This is a genomic window from Pedobacter insulae, from assembly GCF_900113525.1.
Taxonomy (GTDB): domain Bacteria; phylum Bacteroidota; class Bacteroidia; order Sphingobacteriales; family Sphingobacteriaceae; genus Pedobacter; species Pedobacter insulae.
Window position 1 is genome coordinate 160,640 of record NZ_FOPP01000003.1, and the last position, 21,942, is coordinate 182,581.

At 36.4% G+C, this 21,942-nt stretch carries 17 protein-coding genes; 4 read left to right on the forward strand and 13 right to left on the reverse strand.

All coding sequences use genetic code 11. The annotated features are described in order from the left end of the window. Nucleotides 1-2: 2 nt before the first annotated feature. Nucleotides 3-2,690, reverse strand: coding sequence for a valine--tRNA ligase (locus BM207_RS06025; RefSeq protein WP_090992671.1), 2,688 nt, complete (start codon nt 2,688-2,690; stop codon nt 3-5). Between the two features lie 258 nt (nt 2,691-2,948). On the opposite strand from BM207_RS06025, the gene BM207_RS06030 reads away from it, so the two are divergent. Beyond that, nucleotides 2,949-4,982, forward strand: coding sequence for a M13 family metallopeptidase (locus BM207_RS06030; protein ID WP_090992672.1), 2,034 nt, complete (start codon nt 2,949-2,951; stop codon nt 4,980-4,982). A gap of 22 nt (nt 4,983-5,004) precedes the next feature. Here the strand turns inward: BM207_RS06030 and BM207_RS06035 are convergent, their stop codons facing one another. Further along, nucleotides 5,005-5,343, reverse strand: a complete 339-nt coding sequence (locus tag BM207_RS06035) for an MmcQ/YjbR family DNA-binding protein (RefSeq protein WP_090992673.1) — start codon at nt 5,341-5,343, stop codon at nt 5,005-5,007. Between the two features lie 83 nt (nt 5,344-5,426). Here BM207_RS06035 and mnmD point away from each other — a divergent pair, with 83 nt between their 5' ends. After that, entirely contained in the window at nt 5,427-6,098 is a 672-nt protein-coding gene (mnmD, locus tag BM207_RS06040; protein WP_090992674.1) for a tRNA (5-methylaminomethyl-2-thiouridine)(34)-methyltransferase MnmC2, read from the forward strand. A gap of 55 nt (nt 6,099-6,153) precedes the next feature. On the opposite strand, the gene BM207_RS06045 is transcribed toward mnmD, so the two are convergent. The 5 genes from BM207_RS06045 to BM207_RS06065 form a co-directional block, all read right to left on the reverse strand. Next, complete coding sequence (locus BM207_RS06045) at nt 6,154-8,064, reverse strand: TlpA disulfide reductase family protein (RefSeq protein ID WP_090992675.1); 1,911 nt, start codon at nt 8,062-8,064, stop codon at nt 6,154-6,156. Continuing rightward, entirely contained in the window at nt 8,057-9,433 is a 1,377-nt protein-coding gene (locus BM207_RS06050; protein ID WP_177217069.1) for a RagB/SusD family nutrient uptake outer membrane protein, read from the reverse strand. The genes BM207_RS06045 and BM207_RS06050 overlap by 8 nt, the downstream gene beginning before the upstream one ends. A gap of 33 nt (nt 9,434-9,466) precedes the next feature. Continuing rightward, nucleotides 9,467-12,715, reverse strand: a complete 3,249-nt coding sequence (locus BM207_RS06055) for a TonB-dependent receptor (RefSeq protein ID WP_090992677.1) — start codon at nt 12,713-12,715, stop codon at nt 9,467-9,469. A gap of 67 nt (nt 12,716-12,782) precedes the next feature. Continuing rightward, nucleotides 12,783-13,844 (reverse strand): FecR family protein, encoded by a 1,062-nt coding sequence (locus BM207_RS06060; RefSeq protein ID WP_090992678.1) that lies wholly within the window; start codon nt 13,842-13,844, stop codon nt 12,783-12,785. A 32-nt stretch (nt 13,845-13,876) separates the two neighbouring features. Continuing rightward, nucleotides 13,877-14,410 (reverse strand): RNA polymerase sigma-70 factor, encoded by a 534-nt coding sequence (locus BM207_RS06065; protein WP_090992679.1) that lies wholly within the window; start codon nt 14,408-14,410, stop codon nt 13,877-13,879. A 190-nt stretch (nt 14,411-14,600) separates the two neighbouring features. Here BM207_RS06065 and mazG point away from each other — a divergent pair, with 190 nt between their 5' ends. Beyond that, nucleotides 14,601-15,410: a nucleoside triphosphate pyrophosphohydrolase gene (mazG, locus tag BM207_RS06070; protein ID WP_090992680.1), complete on the forward strand. Its 810-nt coding sequence runs from the start codon at nt 14,601-14,603 to the stop codon at nt 15,408-15,410. Between the two features lie 17 nt (nt 15,411-15,427). After that, complete coding sequence (locus tag BM207_RS06075; protein WP_090992681.1) at nt 15,428-16,384, forward strand: zinc dependent phospholipase C family protein; 957 nt, start codon at nt 15,428-15,430, stop codon at nt 16,382-16,384. Here the strand turns inward: BM207_RS06075 and BM207_RS06080 are convergent. The 6 genes from BM207_RS06080 to BM207_RS06105 all read right to left on the reverse strand — a co-directional run bounded on the left by BM207_RS06080 (nt 16,381) and on the right by BM207_RS06105 (nt 21,941). Further along, nucleotides 16,381-17,058, reverse strand: coding sequence for a DedA family protein (locus BM207_RS06080; RefSeq protein ID WP_090992682.1), 678 nt, complete (start codon nt 17,056-17,058; stop codon nt 16,381-16,383). The genes BM207_RS06075 and BM207_RS06080 overlap by 4 nt on opposite strands. 143 nt (nt 17,059-17,201) lie before the next feature. Next, nucleotides 17,202-18,326, reverse strand: a complete 1,125-nt coding sequence (gene dnaN, locus BM207_RS06085; RefSeq protein ID WP_090992683.1) for a DNA polymerase III subunit beta — start codon at nt 18,324-18,326, stop codon at nt 17,202-17,204. Nucleotides 18,327-18,359: 33 nt separating this feature from the next. Then, nucleotides 18,360-20,069, reverse strand: a complete 1,710-nt coding sequence (gldG, locus tag BM207_RS06090) for a gliding motility-associated ABC transporter substrate-binding protein GldG (protein ID WP_090992684.1) — start codon at nt 20,067-20,069, stop codon at nt 18,360-18,362. Then, on the reverse strand, nt 20,063-20,791 hold the full coding sequence (gene gldF / locus BM207_RS06095) for a gliding motility-associated ABC transporter permease subunit GldF (RefSeq protein WP_090992685.1): 729 nt from the start codon (nt 20,789-20,791) through the stop codon (nt 20,063-20,065). The genes gldG and gldF overlap by 7 nt, the downstream gene beginning before the upstream one ends. A gap of 47 nt (nt 20,792-20,838) precedes the next feature. After that, complete coding sequence (locus tag BM207_RS06100) at nt 20,839-21,384, reverse strand: outer membrane beta-barrel protein (protein ID WP_090992686.1); 546 nt, start codon at nt 21,382-21,384, stop codon at nt 20,839-20,841. Between the two features lie 17 nt (nt 21,385-21,401). Continuing rightward, nucleotides 21,402-21,941: a hypothetical protein gene (locus BM207_RS06105; protein ID WP_090992687.1), complete on the reverse strand. Its 540-nt coding sequence runs from the start codon at nt 21,939-21,941 to the stop codon at nt 21,402-21,404. Nucleotide 21,942: the final 1 nt, after the last annotated feature.

Below are 21,942 nucleotides of genomic sequence, written 5' to 3' on the forward strand. Positions count from 1 at the left end.
ATCTATCTCGCTAAAATCGCTAAGCTTTCTGTAATTATTTTAATTTTTGATTCTGCGTCTTCCTTCTTATTACGTTCATTTGTAATAATTTCCGGCTTCGCATTTTGAACAAATCGCTCATTATTTAATTTTGCGTCAACAGATTTCAAAAAGCCCTGCAAGTAGCTTAACTCCTTGGTTAGGCGCTCTCGCTCTGCTTCTAAATCAATATTCTCATTTAGAACGATAAAAAATTCATCTTTACCTACCATAAAGCTAGCAGCTCCAGTAATTTTCTCATTCACTATAGCAAGTCCACTGATATTTGCCAATTTAAATATAATGTTCGACCATCTTTCGTAGTCTACTTCCGAATTTATCTTAACACTTAATGGCAAGGTTTCCTTTGGAGAAATCTGACGAACATTCCTCACATTCCTAATCTCGGAGATCAATCCTTTAATGGATTCAGCATCTTTAAGCAAAGATTCTGCAATATTTCCAATTTGTGGATAATCAGCAACGATACAGCAATCCATTTCTTTACGCTCTCCAAAAAGCTCATCATGATATAACTCTTCTGTTATGAACGGCATAAACGGATGTAACAACTTCAAAAGTTGTTCAAAATAATGGATAGTTATTTGCTTTGTTTCCGCATCAATAGGCTGCAAATAAGCGGGCTTAACCATTTCTAAATACCATGCGCAAAAATCATCCCATACCAATTTATAGGTTGCCATTAAAGCCTCAGACAAACGGTACTGCTTAAAATTAGCTTCAATATCACTCAACGCTTCGTTTAAGCGGTTTTCAAACCATGAAATGGCTTGTTGATTTGGACTCGCCAAATTTCTATCAACTTCCCAACCCTTTACCAAACGGAAGGCATTCCAAATTTTATTGGCAAAATTCCTTCCTTGTTCACAATAAGCTTCGTCAAACATCAAGTCATTTCCTGCCGGTGACGACATCAACATACCAACTCTTACTCCGTCTGCTCCATACTTTTCAATCAAACCAATTGGATCGGGAGAGTTACCTAGTGACTTAGACATCTTTCTACCCAATTTATCCCTTACAATTCCCGTAAGATAAACATTGGTAAACGGTTTCTGACCTCTAAATTCGTGACCGGCCATAATCATTCTCGCCACCCAAAAAAACAAAATTTCCGGCGCAGTAACTAAATCATTTGTAGGGTAATAATAGTTAATTTCGGGATTATCAGGATTTTTAAATCCATCAAAAACGGAAATTGGCCATAACCAAGAAGAAAACCAGGTATCCATCACGTCCTCGTCTTGCGTAATAAATTCACTTGCTTGGATCCTAAACCCTGCTTTTTCCTCCTCAGAAAACGCAATTCGTTCCGCAGAACGGTTAATCAATTCTTCAATTGCTTCTTCCTTTGTTTTAGCAACCACCGGAGCTTCATGCTGAAAATACCATGCAGGAATTCTTTGACCCCACCACAATTGTCTACTTATACACCAATCCTTCACATTCTCCATCCAATGACGATAAGTATTCACAAATTTCTCAGGAATTAACTTTACGTCGCCATTCAATACATCGGCTAAGGCAGGCTTTGCCAACTCATCCATTTTACTAAACCACTGCAATGACAACTTAGGCTCAATAACAGCATCGGTGCGCTCAGAGTAGCCTACCTGAGACTTATAATCTTCAACTTTCTCTAAATGCCCACTTTCCTCAAGCATTTTAGCTATTTTTTTTCTAGCTATAAAACGATCCTCACCAATTAAAATCTGTGCTTTATCATTCAAACTACCATCGTCATTTAAAATATCAATTACCGGTAATTGATGTTTAATGCCCAATTCATAGTCATTTAAATCGTGTGCTGGAGTAACTTTCAAGCACCCTGTACCAAAATCCATGGTCACATAATCGTCCAAGATCACCGGAATTTCACGATTAATTAATGGCACATATACTTTCTTGCCGTGCAAATGAAGGTAGCGTTCATCATTTGGATTGATGCATATCGCACTATCAGCCATGATTGTTTCTGGACGTGTAGTTGCGATAGTTAGAAAGTTTTTAGCTTCCTCCTCTTGATACCCGCTACTTGATACTCGATACTTAATATAATATAATTTCGAATTAACTTCTTTTCTAATTACTTCCTCATCAGAAACCGCCGATTTTGCTGAAGGATCCCAGTTTACCATGCGTATACCCCGGTAAATATTTCCCTTTTTATATAAATGGATAAAACTATCAATTACAGCATCCGACAAATTTTCATCCATCGTAAAACGTGTTCTATCCCAATCGCAACTTGCCCCAAGTTTTTTTAACTGCTCTAAAATTATACCTCCATATTTTTCTTTCCACTCCCATGCATAGGCTAAAAACTCCTCACGGCTAAGGTCCTTTTTACTAATTCCCCTTTCCTTAAGCATGGCAACTACCTTTGCCTCGGTAGCAATCGACGCATGATCGGTACCTGGAACCCAACAAGCATTTTTCCCTTGCATTCGAGCTTTGCGAATCAGTACATCTTGAATGGTATTGTTGAGCATATGGCCCATATGCAATACACCAGTAACATTTGGCGGAGGAATTACAATTGTATATGGCTCGCGCTCATCAGGTTCAGAATGGAAAAATTTTTTAGAAAGCCAGTAACTATACCATTTATCTTCGGTTTCGGCAGGATTGTATTTAGTAGATATGCTCATGAAAAATTGTGTGGATTACAAAAATAAGTAAATAAGGTGAAAATTTTATCCCCTCACAATAAATTCGGCAAAAAGATGTTTATAGCTATATAAATCCTTAACAGATGAAATCTTTCAGGTTATCCCTATTCAATTTCCAAATGTTACGTAAAATCTATAACTGGTTTAACAAGTAATATTTCTATGATGTTGTTTTAATTAGATCTTTAATATTTAATTTCATCCTTAAATATTGAATCAAAATCTAATCTATATTTCATGAACCAAATCAAAAATTACCTTGCTGCCTTTGGCATCATAGCAAGTAGCTTGACTTCATTCGCACAAACAGGCCCTAAAAAATATATTGATCCCGCTAACATGGATCTTAGCGTTAAGCCTGGAGACGATTTTTACCAATATGCCAGTGGAACGTGGATTAAGAAAAACCCTGTACCACCAAAGGAAACGAGATGGGGCTCATTTAATCAGCTAAGAGAATTTAATGCACAAGCAGTGAGGGGATTAGTTGAACAAGCTGCAGCCAATAAGACGGCATTACCCGGATCTGTGACCAAGCGTGTAGGCGACTTCTACGCTGCTGCAATGGATAGTTTAACAATCGAAAAAATGGGTTATACCCCAATAAAACCTGATCTCGAAAAAGTTAAACAAATAAAAACTCTTACTAACCTTTTAGATCATGTCGCTTACATGCGAACTTCGGGTATCGCCTCTCCGATGTTTGGGTTAGGCGTGGGACAAGACCGCAAAAATGTAACGAAATATGTGGTCAATATTTCACAAGGCGGAACAACCTTAGGTGATCGGGATTACTACTTAAAAGACGACCCTCAAAGTCAACGAATTAGAGCTGCATACCACACTTACATAACCAAACTTTTTACGCTAACAGGTAGTTCTGATGCAGAAGCCAAACAAAAAGCAATTACTGTTTTCAATCTAGAAAAATTGCTAGCAGAAGCGCAGATGAGTCGTATCGAAATGCGTGACCCCTATAAAACTTATAATAAATTGACTGTTGCTGATTTAAATAAATTAACGCCAAATATCAACTGGAGTACTTTAATGCCTAAATTTAAGATTACCGGACAAGATACAGTGTTAGTTAATTCATTAACATTCTTCAAAAGTTTAAATAATATGTTAACCGCTGTTCCAATCGCCGACTGGAGAACATATCTTGAATGGAATATTTTAAAAGGGTCAGCCGGCAACTTAAGTAAGCCCTTTATTAATGCTAGTTTTGCTTTTACACAAGCTCAAACTGGACAAAAAGTTCAAACTCCTCGTTGGCAAACTATGTCCTCATTAACCGACCGTACCATTGGTGAACTATTGGGTCAGCTTTACGTTGCAAAATATTTTAAACCTGATGCAAAAGTCCGAATGGATGCCATGATCGAAAACCTGAGGAAAGCATTTGAAATCAGAATTAATGGACTTGAATGGATGAGTGATGTAACCAAGAAAAGAGCGCTTGAAAAACTACATGCCTTTACACCCAAAGTTGGATATACTACAAAGTGGAAAACATATGATGGTTTAGTAATTAACAGAGGGACTTATTTTCAGAATCTCAGAAACGCAAGCATGTGGAGTTATAATGAAAACATTAAACAGTTGGGCAAGCCTGTTGATCGTACGCGTTTTGGTATGACACCTCCAACAGTGAATGCGTCTTATAGCGCTACCATGAATGAAATTGTTTTTCCTGCCGGAATTTTACAGTTTCCATTTTTTGATCCGAATGCCGACGATGCCGTGAATTATGGTGGTATTGGCGCTGTAATAGGCCACGAAATGAGCCATGGATTTGACGATTCTGGAAGTCAATATGATAAAGATGGTAATCTTAAAAACTGGTGGACTGATGAGGATCGTGCAAAATTTAACGAAAAAACAAAAGCATTAGGTGAACAGTTTAGTGCCTATACAGTAGTCGATACGATTCACGTGTTAGGCAAATTAACGATGGGTGAAAACATTGGCGATTTAGGAGGTCTAAACGCGGCTTATACCGCATTTAAAATGACCAAACAAGGCCAAAGCAATGAAAAAATTGATGGCTTTACGCCAGACCAAAGATTCTTTTTGTCGTGGGCACAAGTGTGGAGAGGAAATATTTTGGATGAAGCCGCAGCGCAGTTAATTAAAACAGATTCACATTCACCTGGCCCCTATAGAACCATTGGTGCGCCTGTAAATATGGATGCTTGGTATAATGCATTCGATGTTAAACCAGGAGATAAACTTTACAAAAAACCTGAAGATCGAATTAGATTGTGGTAGTTATTATCAGCTAGCTAATTAGCTAGCTGTATTTTTCTTGTATCTTTTTCGACAATTTAGAAAGTACGAGTGCTCTAGAAGTTAATACTCTTCTCTTCAAATCAGCTTCGCTAAGCACATTTAAATTGTCGATTCTCACCCATTGTCTTTTGGCCATATGCGAGGCCTGCTGAATACCATCTCTAGCCGTTAACTCGTCGAACTCTTCTGGTGTACATTTAGTAGAGAAACTATTTCCCTCGTCTATAGCGATAATCACAAAAAGCTTCTCCTCAATCATGAAGCATAGGTGCTCCCATTTCATTCCTTCTGTAGTACCAGGTAAACTAAGGCAAAATTCTCTGAAATTTTCAATATCCATTTTTTATGCTTAAAGACCATAGCAAAAGATGAAAGCTTAGGTCGAACAAAGATATTACTAATTTAAAAACTTATTTTTGAAACATGAATATTTTAACGCAAACAGCAGATGGTTCGAACACCTTATTTAATGAAACCATTGGAGAGCACTACCATTCTTCCCATGGTGCCTTGCAAGAGAGTAAACACGTATTCATTGCTGCTGGATTAAAATATGCTATTGAGCAATTAAAAGGTCCAGAAATTAATGTTTTAGAAGTTGGCTTCGGCACTGGCTTAAACTTTATCTTGAGTTTTTTGGAAGCAGAAAAACAACAGGTTAAGTTAAATTATACTGGCATTGAAGCATTTCCCTTAACGATAGACGTTATCCAACAAACAGCCTATAGCAAATATGTGCCAATGCCAATATGGCAAAATTTTACAGCGGGATACGAAAAATCGCTTCAAGAAACACAAAGCCTATCAGCCTTTTGCAACTTACAGATTCTAACCTCCGAACTTGCCCAAGTGAAAAGCGGAGCACAATTTGACATCGTTTACTACGATGCATTTTCAGTGCGTCATCAGCCTGAAATGTGGACAGATGAAATTATTGCCCACACTTGTAGCTTCTTAAAGCAAGGTGGTATTTTTGTCACCTACGCCATTACAGGCGATTTAAAAAGAGCAGTTAAGAAATGTGGCTTTGCAATAGAGAAACTTCCTGGAGCTCCCGGTAAAAGAGAGATGTTAAGAGCTATAAAAATAGCTTAAAACAAATTGAGCCAACTATTAAAGTCGGCCCAGCTTGAAACCATACTAACTAAACTTATTTTTTTTGCTTTAAAAATTCTATCATAGCATCTAATTGAGGCATCGCTTTTTCTCCTTCATTTCCCACTTTTTTGAATCTTATTTTACTGTCCTTGTCTAAAAGGAATGTTGTAGGAATAGTATTCACATCAAGTTTTGCACTTAACTTTTTATCTTCATTAAAATAGAAGGGAAAAGTGAAATTCTTATTTTGGTCTACCCAGGTAAAAGCGTCTTCGAAAGTATTGCCACTTGCCGTATTTAGGATTACGAACATCACATCTTTGTCGTCTTTATACTTATCGTAAATCACCTGTAAATACGGGAAGAAAGCAATACATGGTTTGCACCAAGTTGCCCATAAATCAATCAACACAATTTTACCTTTTAAATCCGCCGCAGTTAATGGCTTCCTATTCCTATCCACAATTTGAAAATCGGGAAATGGTTTATGAAGTAAGATCTTCTCAAGATCATTGAAATGAGTGGCTTTCCACTCTTTATCTAACATAGCTAACTTCAATTTAACATCAGCTTTGCTGCCCCCAGAAGCTATCACACTTTCCTTTAACAACCTTTCAATATTTGCATCGAAAGGCGCTACTTTATAGGCCCTAGCTAACGTTTCTTCTGCCATCGCTTTATTTCCAATTTGTTTGTAAGTATCCGAGACTTTCAATAGCAGTTCTTTCGATTGCAATGTATTCCTTACTTCGTCCAGCCATTTAAGCGCTTCGATTTTATCGCCAAGTTTATAACTCAAAATCCCTTGCATGGCTTTCAATTCGCTTTCCACTTGCTTAAGATTTTCCGCCTTTTTCTCGTCGAACCCAATTAAATAACCTGTTTCGGGGAAATAACGAATTACCGAGGTTGGATATTTATCTACGTTCTTTAAAATGTATGTATTCAGTTTCTTGGCAGAATCTAAAAGCATGTCATTTTCCTCAAAAAATTTCACGTAATTATGATAGGTTCTCCAGTGGTATGGACTAGTATCTCCTTTAATAGCACGGCTGTAGTACGCTAAGGCTTTGGCCCTATCCCTTTTTGTAACGTAATGTCTAAAAAGATAATCATACGCATCGGAATAAGCGTTTTCATTTTCTTTGTTCACCTTCTTCAAAAGCGTTTGAAGACTATCCACTACCTGTGCTGCATTCTTATGTTGCAGCAGATAATTTAGGTTGTATTCAATAGAAATAGTAGCAGTTGGAAATTCTTTAGCTACTACTTTCCTAATGGAATCTACCTTTTGGTTCTCGCCAATTATTAAATAGCCCATAGTGGTAGAATTGATATTTCCACCAAACGTTGGATTACTCCTAAATTTCTTTTCAATTACAGCTAAGGCTTTATCACGAGCATCCCATTTTGCTTTCCCACTTTCAGTCTTCATCTTATAGTTCTGTATCCTTAATTGAGATTCATAATTATTTGGATAAAGTGAAAGCTCTTTCTTAAACCACTCTTGCTGCTGCTGCTCATAGGTAGCAGACTTTCTATTCTGTGCGGATAAACTGTACCCTTTAGCTAAATAATTGCCCTCAATTAACTTTCCGTCTTTATAGACGAAAAACTCATAATGCGATGTATCAGTAGGTTGCTGTACAAAAATCTTATCAGCATCGGAAATGGTAAAAGACCCATACTTTGAATAAAACGGCAATTTGAAGGAAACATTCCACAAGCCTTTTACCTTTTGCATAGGCAACCTATTGGGCATTTCATAAAAATTTGAATACGTAAAGTTAATAAACACCTTTTTAACCGTATCGGGAATTTTACTTCCTTTCTGATTAAAAGTTACGGTTAACAGTTCACCAGCTTGTGGTTTTTCTGGTTCTACTTTTACCAGATCTTGTGCATGAGCTTTCACGAACAAGAACAAAGTAAACACTAAAACATATGTCTTTAACTTAGTCATTTGGTTTTAAGTTAGGGTTAGTATTCAAAATTACTTCCGAAATTGGAATGAGCTGATCGGCAGCATTAAATCCGTTAGCTTTAGTTACTGACAGTACTGGTACAGCACGATTAGTACGAACTAAGTCGTACCATCTGTGTCCCCATTCACCCAATAACTCTAAGTGTCTCTCTTTTTCAATAGCTAGCAATACCGCGGCCTTTGGCAAGTTAGCACTTAAATCCGGTATATCGGCTCTATCCCTAATCATGTTAAGGTCATTAATGGCTTGGACTAATTTAGCTGGATTATCTTGATTTGCCCTCGCTTCTGCTCTAATTAAATACTGCTCTGCCAAACGTAAAACGGTATTATATTCTGTTACAGGTGTAGCAGTTCTAATTTTATACTTTGCGGGATAGTAATAGGTAACTCCCCCAGTAGTATAAGTTTTTAACCAGTCCGTCTTACGTTTATCTCCTATTTCGAACTTCGCTACCGTAGCGTCATAAACTCTATAAAATGAGCTACCTGTAGAGGTAGTAGGGATAATACTAAAGCCCTCCCACGTATTCACACCAGCGGTAGAGGTGTTTACGGTTTGTAGTTGCCAAATTGCTTCTTCACTGGTTTTTAGAAATACCGAATTTAAATCTGTAGGAATTTTATATCTCGTATCGCCAATAACTGCAGTAGCAGTTGCTTCCGCTAAAGCCCATTTTTGATTATACAAATATACCCTTGCCAATAAAGCTTGTGCGGCTTTTTTATTAGGTCTTACACGTTCAGGTCCTTGATAGGCGTCACTTAGACCAGCAACTGCATCTGTTAAGTCTTGGGTAATAAAATCGTAAATCTCCTGCTTGGTAGATTGACCTAAGAGGTTATTCTTAAATACTTCGGTATCTTTTACCAATGGGACCTTATTAAAGGTATTTACCAGATAAAAGTAGCAGAATGCCCTAATGAACTTTGCCTCCCCAGTTAGTTGCGCCTTAACTTGTGTACTTAATGTAGAGCCAGCTACACCCTCTATCACGTTGTTACATTGGTTAATGTACACGTATGGCTGACTCCACAATCGATCTAGGTAGTCAGTGCTTGGTAGCAGTGCATTTTGCTTATAGGCATCATAGGAAGTTAATGAATAATAATAGTCGTCGGCGGCGATAGACATTAGCGTGGATAATAGACTACTGGCAAATTGACCATTGAATCCATTCATGCTTGTATAAATCCCTAACACGGTTGAGGTAGCAATCTTATCATCTTGAAAAGCTGCTTCAGCAGCAGTTTGGTTTTTGGGAGGATCAGCTTCCAAAAATTTTTCGCACGATAAATTGGTTAAACTAAGTGCGGCAATATATAGAGTAATAAATTTAGCTTTCATTGTCATATTTTTTTGTTGATAGATTGGTTGTGTTTAAAAGGTTGCCTGTAAGCCAAAAGTAAATGTCCTCATTGTGGGTGTACTAGATGTCTTTACCGACCCATAAGGATTAACTCCAGAAACAAATGTTCTATCAAAGCCTTGAATTTCTGGATCTAAACCTCTAAACGATGTCCAAGTGAACAAATTCTGTGCATTAAAGTTTATACTGGCCCTTTTGATACTAATTTTTTCAGTCCATTTAGAAATGTCGTAAGACAATGAAACATTCTTTAACCTAATAAAAGAGGCGTCTTCCCAGGCAGCTGTAGAATATCTGTAATTGCTAACATATCTTGCATAGGCTAATGACGATGTTAATGTAGATGCTCGTGGGATATCTGTAATATCACCAGGTTTTTTCCAACGATTTAAAACAGAAACATCAAAATTTGTAAGCCCACCTAGATTACCTGCTAATGGTCCATAGGCTAAACCAGGACCTTCTTGCTTAACAAATTGAAACAAGAAATTAAATGATAATCCTTTATAAGAGAAATTGTTGTTTATCCCTCCATAAAGTTCAGGCATTATATTACCGAGTGTAACATAATCAGCTGTAGTTAAAGCATTGTCTCCATTTTTATCTAAAAATTGTGCAACACCCGTTGCTGGGTCAACTCCGGTAAACTGAAACCCTCTTGCTATCCTAGTAGATTCTCCTATAATATATTTATTAGCATCTACCGATTGAGCTAAATTTGGGTACTCGAGCAATTTGTTTGTAGGAATAGACAAGTTAATACTAGAAGTCCACTTAAAATCCTTCTGATTGATATTAGTTGAAGTCACATCAAATTCCCATCCCGAATTTTGAATTAATGCTGGCATGTTTCCAGTATAAGAAGAGTAGCCTGTTTGCGGCGACAAAGTGATATCTACGAGCTGGTTTCCCGAGCGATTATTATAATAGGTGGTATTTAAGAATAATTTATCTTTTAGAAAGCCCAATTCCAACCCGATTTCTCGTTTTGTATTCTCCTCCCAACCATAAAATGGATTAAATACTCTAGCGGGGGTAAGCCCTACAATAGTTTGATAAGGAAAACTACTTGAATTCCAAGTGTCTAAATAACTATAATTACCTATCTGATCACTTCCGGTTAAACCGATACTTGCCCTTAACTTACCAAAACTGAGTATTTTATGATCTTTCAGGAAGTCTTCGTTTGAGAAAATCCAACCAGCACCTATTGCTCCAAAATTACCATATTTGTTTTCCGGCCCAAATCTAGAAGAACCATCCCTACGCGCTGAAAGATTTAACAGATACTTATTGTCAAAAGCATAGTTTATTCTGCCAAAAAACGATTGGTATCTATAATCTGCAAAGCTGAAGCTGTTTACTCTCAAGGTTCCTGCGGCGGCCATATTCTCCAGTTGCGAATCACTTGCGTAGTTCGTTCCGAACAAATAATGCCCTTCATTTTCACTCCTTTGCCATGTTCCTCCCAACAGTACTTTTACATCATGTCTTCCAAAAGACTTATTATAATTCAATTGCGGCTCTACAATGAAAGAGTTGTAATCTGAAAAGCCGTAAGCTGCTTGCGGGCCCGTAGCTAAAGCTGGATTAAATCCTGTGGAAGGTAGCATCTGTAACTGATCCATCTTTTTTAAATTATAACCAAAGCTAACTTTTGCTTCCAACTCTGGGATTATCTGGTAAGAAGCTGTGGTATTTGCTAAAAGTGATTTTGATTTAGAAATTGAAGTCCTTTCCATGTAGGCATACGGGTTTTGCAATGAAGTACCAAACCAATAATAGCTACCATCTGGATTATGCAAATAATAGTTTGGTGCCAAATTATAATACTGCGCTAAATCTGTAGGGACAGTATTATTTTTATCCAATGCGTAATTGACGCTGGCGTTTAATTTAAACTTACTATTTTTAGACTGGCTAGTGATATTGAACAATCCATTTACCCTATTGTAAGCCTTGTTACCAGGTAAAGGTTCTCCTTGATTAGTGTAATTACCACTAAAAAGATATTTAATTTGATCTGTACCTCCGGCTACTGATAATTGGTAATTACCAAAAGGTGCAGAGTGACCAAATAATTTATCTTGCCAATCTGTGTAATCTGTTGATTTCCAAGTCAGTAAATCCGGCGCATTAGTTAAAGTAGGTGTATTGTTATCATTTGCAAATGCTTCAGTTCTTAATGCTAAAAACTGTTGTGTATTTAACATCTCTAATGTTTTTACCGCCGTTGAAACACCTAAACTAGTACCAAAATCGACCTTTAAACTTCCAGATTGTCCTTTTTTAGTAGTGATTAAGATCACACCGTTTGCTCCGCGCGAACCATAAATTGCTGTAGCGTCTGCATCTTTTAAAATATCCACTCGCTCGATATCTTTTGGATTAATTAAAGCCAAGGCGCTTTGACGCCCGTTAGCAGCAATAAATTGGTTCATGTTGTCATCGGCAAAAGGAACTCCATCAATAATATAAAGAGGATTATTACCATTGGTTAACGAATTAGCTCCACGTAGCTGTACATTATATCCCCCACCTGGTAAACCGCTATTAGAAGAAATCATTAAACCAGTAGAACGCCCCTGTAAAGCCGCCAACGGGTCTATTACAGGTTGATTTTCTAAATCTTTCGAAGTTATACTTGAAATTGAACCTACATTATTTCTATTCGTAGAGGTACCGTAACCCACTATCACTATTTCATCAAGATTACTTAAATCTGGTTCTAAACGTAAATTCACATTTGCCCCATCTAGCTTAATTTCTTTTGTTTTATAGCCGATGTAATTTACAATTAATATATCTCCTACAGCTACACCTGCAAGGGTGGCTTTTCCTTCATCATTAGTACCAAATACATTAGGTTTGTTTTTTATTCTTAGTGTTACTCCAGGCATTGGCTTACTATTTTCATCCAATATGGTAACGATAATATTTTCCTGTGGCACATTGTTGATGTCACCGTCCTTTCGCTTAACGACAATTGTATTTTCGAATGTTTGATATTTCAGATTGCCATTCTTAAAAAGCTGTTTTAGTACTACATCTATGCTTTCTTCTGTTACATTAATGGTATAAAGAGCACCATTATCAATCTCATTTGGGTCATAGACAAATCTATATTTAGAATGTCCTTCAATTTCTCTAACCACTTGCTGAAATTTTACATTCGTGACGTTGAGTGTTAGATTTTGAGCCGCTGCTGCCTGACCAAAGTTGGCAAGCAAACAAAGCAATAAGTAGATTTTTATTCTCATCAGTATAGTTTGTTTTTTTAATGGGTTTTGTGGTTATTTACATAGAATTTGGTTGCGTAGAGGTTGTTTAAGGTTCCAATATTAAATTCGATCCCTCCTTTCTATATTTAATTCCAGAAAATTCTAAAATTGCCAGCACCTCATTAAAGGGCTGTTTCCTGGCTATTTTCCCTGTTAACGTTTTATTTCTATATTTCTGATGAATTTCAAAGTTGAAATTATACCATCTCGAAAGGTCTTTGAGAATTTCTGGCAAGGGGGTATTAGCATACTCGAAATAACCAGATTTCCAGGCATACTGTGTAGTAGGATTTTGCATTTCACTAATAGAAGAGAGCCCTGTCAAATCATCTCCTTGATAAAGTTGATTAGGCCTTATGACAGATTGCTCATTCTTCTTTGATACACTGATTGAACCCTCTACCAAGAATGCTTTAAGATCTTTACTTTCGTTATCATACCTTACATTAAATTCGGTACCGAGCGCTTCTATCTTTGTTTTGGCAGCAAACACCCTAAATGGTTTAAACTTATTTTTTGCAACTTTAAAATATGCTTCTCCCTTTTGAAGGTTTAAATCGCGATAGGCTTTGTTAAAACTTGCAGGAATAACTATTTCGCTATTCGCATTTAACCAAATTTCGCTGCCATCTGGTAAAACAGCATGATATTCTTCGCCAACTTGAGTACTAATTTTTATTTCTTGATCACCTCTTAATTCCGACATTATTTTTTTGATGTCTGAATTACCATAAACAATAGAGCGATGTGAAGAAGCATAGACTTCTGCCTTAACTTTACCGGTTACGAAATTTGTCTGTATCTCTTTTTGAGAACTATTAATTTGATTACTTGCCTTATAAATAATAAATGAAATACTCGCCAGGATTAAAATTGCTGCCGCTACTTTAATAAAAGAAAACTTAACATTGGTGTTTTGTCCTATTTTACGACTAATGCCCTTCCAAATTTCTTCATTTGCAGCACCTAATTTTTTTATATCTGGAAGTTGAGATTGCTTCTTCGAAGCATATTCATTATACCATAGCTCAATGTAGATTTTCTCTTCCGCACTACATCGATTTTCGGCATATTTCTTTAGTAATTCACTAGAAATTTTTATAGACATATTATTGTTGGGTAAAAACAATAATAAGACAGTTATAAAAAGAAAAGGTAGTACTTGATATGAATAAATTTTTGTCTTAGTAGATGTAATGCCCTACTAATCTGTTTTTTAACTGTATTCTCGGCAATATCTAGTTCCTCGGCAATTTCTCTATATGATTTATTTTCTAACCGACTCTTTTTAAAAATAGCTGCCATTTTCGGAGGAAGATTATCAATCTCGCTATTTATTTGAAATGCTAATTCTTTTTCGATAAGAAATATATCTGGAGCATTTGAAAAATTAACATCCCTGAGTTCTTCTGCCTTTTCGTAGGAGATAACAACCTTTTTATGGGCAAGGTAATTTATGGCTCTATTTCTTACAGAAGAATATAAATAAGAAGTAAATGAAGTATGAATGCTAATCGCATCAAAATTGTTCCACAAACTGGCAAAGACCTCTTGAACTACATCTTTTGCATCGTCCTCATCATCCAGCATTTTCAGCAAATGCAGATAGAGCTTAAGCCAGTGCGTATCATAAATTTCTGTGAATAACTTTTTTTTAAGCGCTTCTTTATTCATCTATAAATCTACTATTTTAATAGAACAACTAAAAAAGAGGGTACGATAATAAACAATATCCCATTAATAGTAACTTTACAACGATAATTAAATTGTAGTATGCAGTTAAAATTACCTTTTGTAAAAGTAGATGTTCTAAATCTACAAAAAAGAAGAAACTATAGAATTACTAAAAAAATAAAACTTGAGGATGTCCAATAATACTCCACCACCACCAACATCAGCTCCCGATACCGCATTTTTAAGATTGTTAACGGTACTAGACACACTGCGTACACAATGCCCTTGGGATAAAAAGCAAACAATGGAAACATTGCGACACCTTACGATTGAAGAAACCTATGAACTTTCGGATGCAATTTTGGAAGGCGACATGAATGAGATTAAAAAAGAACTTGGCGACATCATGATGCATTTGGTTTTTTATGCTCGTATTGGAAGTGAAACGAATGATTTTAATGTGACCGATGTTTTGAACGGTGTATGCGATAAGTTAATTAGTCGACACCCTCATATTTATGGTGATGTGGTAGTAAGCAATGAAGAGGATGTGAAAAGAAATTGGGAGCAACTAAAACTAAAGGAAGGAAACAAATCAGTATTAGGTGGAGTTCCCACATCGCTGCCAGCACTAGTAAAAGCAAGTCGAATTCAAGAGAAGGCTCGGGGAGTAGGTTTTGATTGGGATCAAAAAGAACAGGTTTGGGCAAAAGTTGAAGAAGAACTACAAGAGTTCAAAAACGAATTTAACGTTGCCAACAAGGAAAATATTGACCAGGAAAAGGCGGAAGGAGAATTTGGGGATTTACTTTTTTCGTTAATCAACTATGCGAGATTCATTGATATTAACCCCGAAAACGCATTAGAAAAAACAAATAAAAAATTTATTAAGCGTTTTCAATTTCTTGAAAATAAAGCCAAAGAAAATGGCAAAGCTTTGCAAGATATGACCTTGGCAGAGATGGATGTTTATTGGAACCAAGCAAAGAAATTAAAATAATTTAATTACCTTCAATTATGAAACGATTAACAATTATACTTTTGTTAATCATCCCCCTACTACTTTCTACCTCCTGGGGCTTTTTTGCCCATAAACGGATTAATCAATTGGCAATATTTACGTTGCCTATGGAAATGCTTTGCTTTTATAAAGCGGGAAGCAACTATATCATCGAACATGCCGTAGATCCTGATAAGCGAAGATATATCGATACACTTGAAGCACCTCGACACTATCTGGATGTGGAAAACTATGAAAAGCACATTGATAGCATTCCAGAAAAGTGGTCTACCGCACTACATAAATACGGCCAGAAAAAATTAAATTCAAGTGGTATAGTTCCATGGCAAATCGAGCGAACGTATTATAGTTTGGTCAAAGCGTTTAAGAATAGGGATTCTATAAAGATATTAAAACATTCTGCAGACTTAGGTCACTATATAGGCGATGCCCATGTTCCATTACATACCACACATAATCACAATGGTCAATTAACTAATCAGGCTGGAATTCATGCTTTCTGGGAAAGTAGGATCCCAGAACTTTTTGCAGGAAACTATAATCTGATTATTGGTAAGGCTGTTTATCTTGAAAGCCCATTAAAGGCAGCTTGGGTTATAGTGAAAAAATCTCATGCATCCGTTGATACCGTACTCCAATTTGAGGCAGAATTGAACCGTTCCTTTCCTGCCGACCAAAAGTATAGCTTTTCCAAACGAGGCAACACAATCTTAAAGCAGTATTCTGCAGCATACTCAAAGGCGTATCAAGACAAAATGAGGGGAATGGTTGAAAAGAGAATGCGCAGCGCAATCTTAGCAACAGGTTCATTTTGGTATTCGGCTTGGATTGATGCTGGACAACCTCAGTTAAGAAACCTCGTTAAAATTGCATTAACCCCAGAAGAAAAGAAACAAATCGCCCTAGAAGAAAAAAAGTATTCACAAGGGAAAATTATAGGCAGGGAAAATTAATCCTCCTTAGAAGCAACAACGTCCTCGATCACTTTTTTCCTGAATCGACTCGCAATAGCTGCATAAATTGCAGGAACAAAAGTAACTACTGCAATTAATACGATTACAATATCAAAGTTATCTTTAAACCATTGAATTTGACCCAATAAGTAACCTGCAAATAACAAACTAGAGATCCAAGTTATCCCACCAATAACATTAAATGTAGTGTACCTACCAAAAGGCATTTTAGCAATACCTGCCACAAAAGGTGCGATTGTTCTAAATATGGGCAAGAAACGACTAAAAATAATAGCTTTGCCACCATGTTTTTCAAAAAACTGGTGAGATTGATGGTAATATTCGAGCTTTAAAATTTTGTTTTTTTCCTTAAAAACTCCCGCGCCAAAAAAACTGCCCAATTTATAGTTTAAGGTATTTCCTAAAATTGCAGCAGCAATTAAAATTACGCACATCAACCAAATATTCAGGTCCGTTTTATCGCCTGCTATTAAGGCACCAGTTGCAAAGAGCAAAGAATCACCAGGTAAGAATGGAGTTACCACAAAGCCTGTTTCAGCAAAAATTATAAGAAATAAAATAAGGTAGGTTAAAGTATGATATTCATTAACAATTTCTGCGAGATGCCTATCAATATGAAGAATAAAATCTATGAGTTGTTCTAGTAATTCCAAGGTTATGTTTTTTTCACAAAAATAGACATATCATTTCGATTAGTCTATTTAATTTAAAAATTTGATGTTAACTGTAAGTAATTTTATTAAAAAAGAAATGGCTTGGTTTTGACCAAGCCATTTAGCTGTGATGTAAATATTTTCTAATAACTATTATTAAGCATTACGGGCATTACAAGCATTAAAACATCCTCATTTTCGTCATTTGTTTGAGGAATTAATAAGCCAGCCCTATTTGGGGTAGAAAGTTCTAAAGTAACTTCTTCTCCACTTAAATTACTCAACATTTCAATTAAAAATCTAGCGTTAAAGCCAATTTCTAAATCTTCACCTTCGTATTGACAACTTAAACGCTCATGTGCCTCATTTGCAAAATCTAAATCTTCAGAAGAAATGTTCAATTCACTTCCGTTAATTTTTAAACGAACTTGGTGTGTCGTTTTATTCGCAAAAATGACAACCCTACGCAACGTGTTTAAAAACAATGCCCTGTCAATCACTAATTTGTTTGGATTATTTGCAGGAATTACCGCTTCATAGTCTGGATAACGTTCATCAATTAAACGACAAACCAAATTAATATTTTCGAATTTAAAGAAAGCACTTGTAGCATTATAATCTACAGACACATTCACATCTGTACTAGGTAAAGCAGCTTTAAGCAAGGTTAATGCCTTCTTAGGTAAAATAAACGAAGACGCCTTATCTGCTTTGCTATCCATACGTCTATATCTAACTAATTTATGTGCATCCGTTGCAACAAAAGTAATGTGTTGTGCAGAAAGCTGGCAATATACCCCGGTCATAGCAGGGCGAAGTTCGTCGTTACTTACCGCAAAAATGGTTTTAGTAATAGCTTCTGTTAATACAGAAGCCGGCAAGTTTACAGAAGATGCGTTTTCTACAACAGGGATTTTTGGAAAATCATCCCCATTTTCACCACTTAATTTGTATTTACCATCTCCCGCACTAATCTCTATAGAAAATGTAGCATCATCAATATTAAATGAAATAGGTTGATCTGGTAACGTTTTAAGCGTATCTAACAATATCCTAGATGGCACAGCAACCTTACCCTCCTCTTTAGATTCAACTGGTAAAGAGGTAGTCATGCTGGTCTGCAGATCAGTGGCAGAAATGGTTAAGTTCCCTTCTTTAATTTCGAACAAAAAATTCTCTAATATAGGCAAAACAGTACTGCTGCTTGAAGCGCCGTTTACCGTTTGTAAATGTTTTAATAAGGTCGATGTTGATACTATAAATCTCATTGTATATTTTATCTGTTCTCAAAAATATAAAAATTACTTTGTATACTTACGCTTACGGTAATAATGTTGAAAAGTTGCGAACAATATTAACAATAAAATCGGAAAAGCCGCATTAATGGCTTGCCATTTTGTTTTATCGACCTTAAGTTTCATTTTATCTAGTAACCTAACCTTAATTTCTTTATTACGAAGGGCGATCAAATGATGATCATCGGTAAAATAATCGGCAATATTTAACAACAATGCCTTATTTCCATAATTCTGTTGCGAGTAGCGATCAAATCCCAATGGAAAAGGCATGTTATCTGATTTACTTACCTGGTTCGTGAAAACATCTCCATCTCCAATTACTATCATTTTAGTGGGTTTACTCCTTGCAGGCACATCATATACCTCCTTTATTCCTTCAGGAATAGGTCTATTTAGAAATACAGACTTAAAGGTACCTTCAAGTAATACACCAGCTGGCTTTGGTCTATTCTGAAACTCTTTAGGATCAGGCTGCTCGCTAAGCAATTGTAATGATAGCATTTTAGGGGTGGTATAAATCTGATGATAAGGCGAAGTAGTGAGTATAATCTTCTTATTTATACCCGGCACTCCTATCGTATCTAAGCTACTTGCAAACTCAGTTCGGATGCCATCAATATTTTTCACTACATTATGTGAACTGTCGGGCATCAACACAGGGTAATACTGCCAAGGCACTAATTGAATTTGCCCCTGCCCCAAGGGCCCGGAAGAAACAGGTATAAGTGCAGAATTTAGGTCTGCTATCAAATTATAATTAATTCTTACGCCATACTCAAAAAGCATATCATCGATGTTCAGCTGACTGTTTGTGGCCAAACGGGGGGTTCCAGTTTGCAAATCGTCCAGATTGGCGCGAACCTGATCAATTATCCAAACCAGTCTTCCGCCTTTCATCACAAAATAGTTGAGCTTATATTTTTCAGTTTCGGTAAGGGCAACCTTAGGATTGCCAACAAAAAGCAGTTTCAAACTATCCAAGCCTTCCTTGTTAATTAATTTCAAGTCAACTCGGCCCACATAAAAACGCTGACTAAGACTTGTTATCGCATCATAAAGTTGTAGGTTAGTTGGCTCTCCATTCCCTTCAGTAAACCCAATTCTCGGATTTTGACCACTAAGCAATGTTTGAATAGCCGAGGAAAAAGTATATTCAAGATTTTGAATTGAATTGGTAATGTTTTCCTCATAATTGGTTGCTGGTCCCCCAGATTTCTGTAGAAGACTAACCGGCATTGGCTTACCATCAATTTCAACCAAAGCCATTGGAAAAATTATTTTTTGGGATAAACCTGCATCACTTTTGATATTTACTGCAACAGGTTTGATACCGATCTCATCAAGATCAGTCAGCACATTTTCTTGTTCTCCAACAGACAAACCTGAAATTGGGTCTATATAAATAAGCTTAACACTAGCATTTGCATAACTTTTATAATCAACCAATAAGTCTTTAGTCGCATTTTGCAAGCGCTTAAAAGCAGAGGGCATTTCTCCGGCTAAAAACACTGTAATAGTAATGTCCTTTTTAGTTTGCTTTAAAATTTCTTTAGTTCGTTCGGTTAACGTGTACCGCTTCTCCTTTGTAAAGTCAAAACGTGTATAAAAATAATTAGCAAAAACGTTGATCAACGTCAGCACAACGATAAACGCCAAGGTTTTCAGATGTTTAATCCTTTGTGTTCCATGCGCTTTGCCTTTTCTCCCTACCATCTTCTTCCCCCTATCATATACTTCGTTAACCCTAAAAATAATGCAATAAAAGTTAGGAAATAAACCAGATCTCTGGTATCTAAAACGCCTCTACTCATCGATTGGTAATGTTCCGAGATTCCCAGGATTAATAGTATTGCACCAATCTTATCCAATTCAAAGAGCTTGCTAAGCGATTCAAATCCACTAAAAGTAAAAAAGCAAAGGAATACCGAGATTGCGAAGGCAATTACTTGGTTTTTAGTAAGTGAAGAAGCAAAAATCCCAATTGCGGTAAAGGCACTTCCAAGTAAATATAAGCCGAGGTAAGAACCTATAACCGCACCCGTATCGATATTACCTTTTGGCAAACCTAACTGGTAAATGCTGTAATAGTAAACCAATGTTGGTAATAAAGCAAAAAGCAGCAAGATAACGGCTGCCAGGTATTTTGCAACAATAATTTGCCAGTCACTTATGGGTCGCGTTGCCAGCAACACATAAGTACCTTCCTTTCTTTCTTCTGCAAATGAGCGCATCGTAAGTGCAGGAATAAGAAAAATAAATAGAAATGGCACTAAACTAAAAAAACTATTCATCTCTGCATAGCCATAATCTAGAATAGAGGTATCAGGAAAGAACCATAACAATAATGTGCAAGCCAATAAAAAAACACCAATGGTTATATAGGCCATTAATGAATTTAAATAACTAAATAATTCTCTCTTAAAAACCGGATACATAGGAGGTATTAGGAATTAGTTAACAAAGTATAACCTAAATGTTGGCCCTACAGTCCGAAACTATAAGCAGCTCTAAAACCTATAAATGATAATCTATCTTTAGCGCTAACTGCCCATTCTTCATACCTTAAACCAAAATCTAAGCTCGCTTTGGAAGAAACTTCAAATGAACTACCCAAGCCCCCGGCATAAGCAAAAGAATTACCCCTTGCCGTCTTGTCCTTTGAAATAGAAGCACCCGCCTCCGCAGCCGCATAGAAAGTTTTGTTAAGATTGTACTTAAGTCCTGCCTTTACCGGGTAAAAAGTTTTACTATCGATCTTAACATCCCATTCTTCATATATTTCCTTGAAAAGCTTATTGATAGTAAGAACCATATAACCGCCTGAAAGGGTAGCACTTAGTTTAGGAGAAAACAAGTATTCGCCCTGCGCAGATACGCCGTAACCCAGGTTATAAAATTCAGCAGTGCTGCCTAAAGCATATAAAAATTCGCCTCCGATACCTACTTTAATTTTTTGATTTTGCTGTTGTGCAAATACAGAAAGAGTTAAGCCTGCGATTAACGAGAACGATAATAGAATTTTTTTCATGTGTGTTTTGTTATTTTTTATAAATTAAATGCATAACCTGCTCTTAAACTAAAAAAACTAAATGTAGTATAATTTTTTTCTATTGTGTTAATTGTTCTTGAGCTAGTCCATCCTTCATACCTCAATCCGATATCAAATTGATTGTTACTATTTCTACTTTTGATTAACGAACCAACGCCTGGAGACCATACAAAGGTTGTGTTTGCATTACCGTCAATTTTAAATCTTGTTCCAAGCTGCCCCTCAAAATAAAAATTCCTGTCGGTATAATATTTTAACCCCGCTTTTACGGGAAGATAAGAAACAGTTGGTTGTCTAGGGCCAATTATTTTTTTTCCCAAGAAACTTGTTATTGCCACACTTGCGGTTATTGAGAATTTCTCTGAAAGACCAACCTCTCCTTTTAAATAGCCTCCAAAACCAATAGGGCTCTCATTTGTAGCATTGCCGGTGGGCAAATTTAACTCTGGTCCGATAACAATGTTTGATCGTTGCGCATTTACTCCGAAAAAGACAAACATTAAAATTGAGAAAACTTTTAAACTTTTAAGATCCATA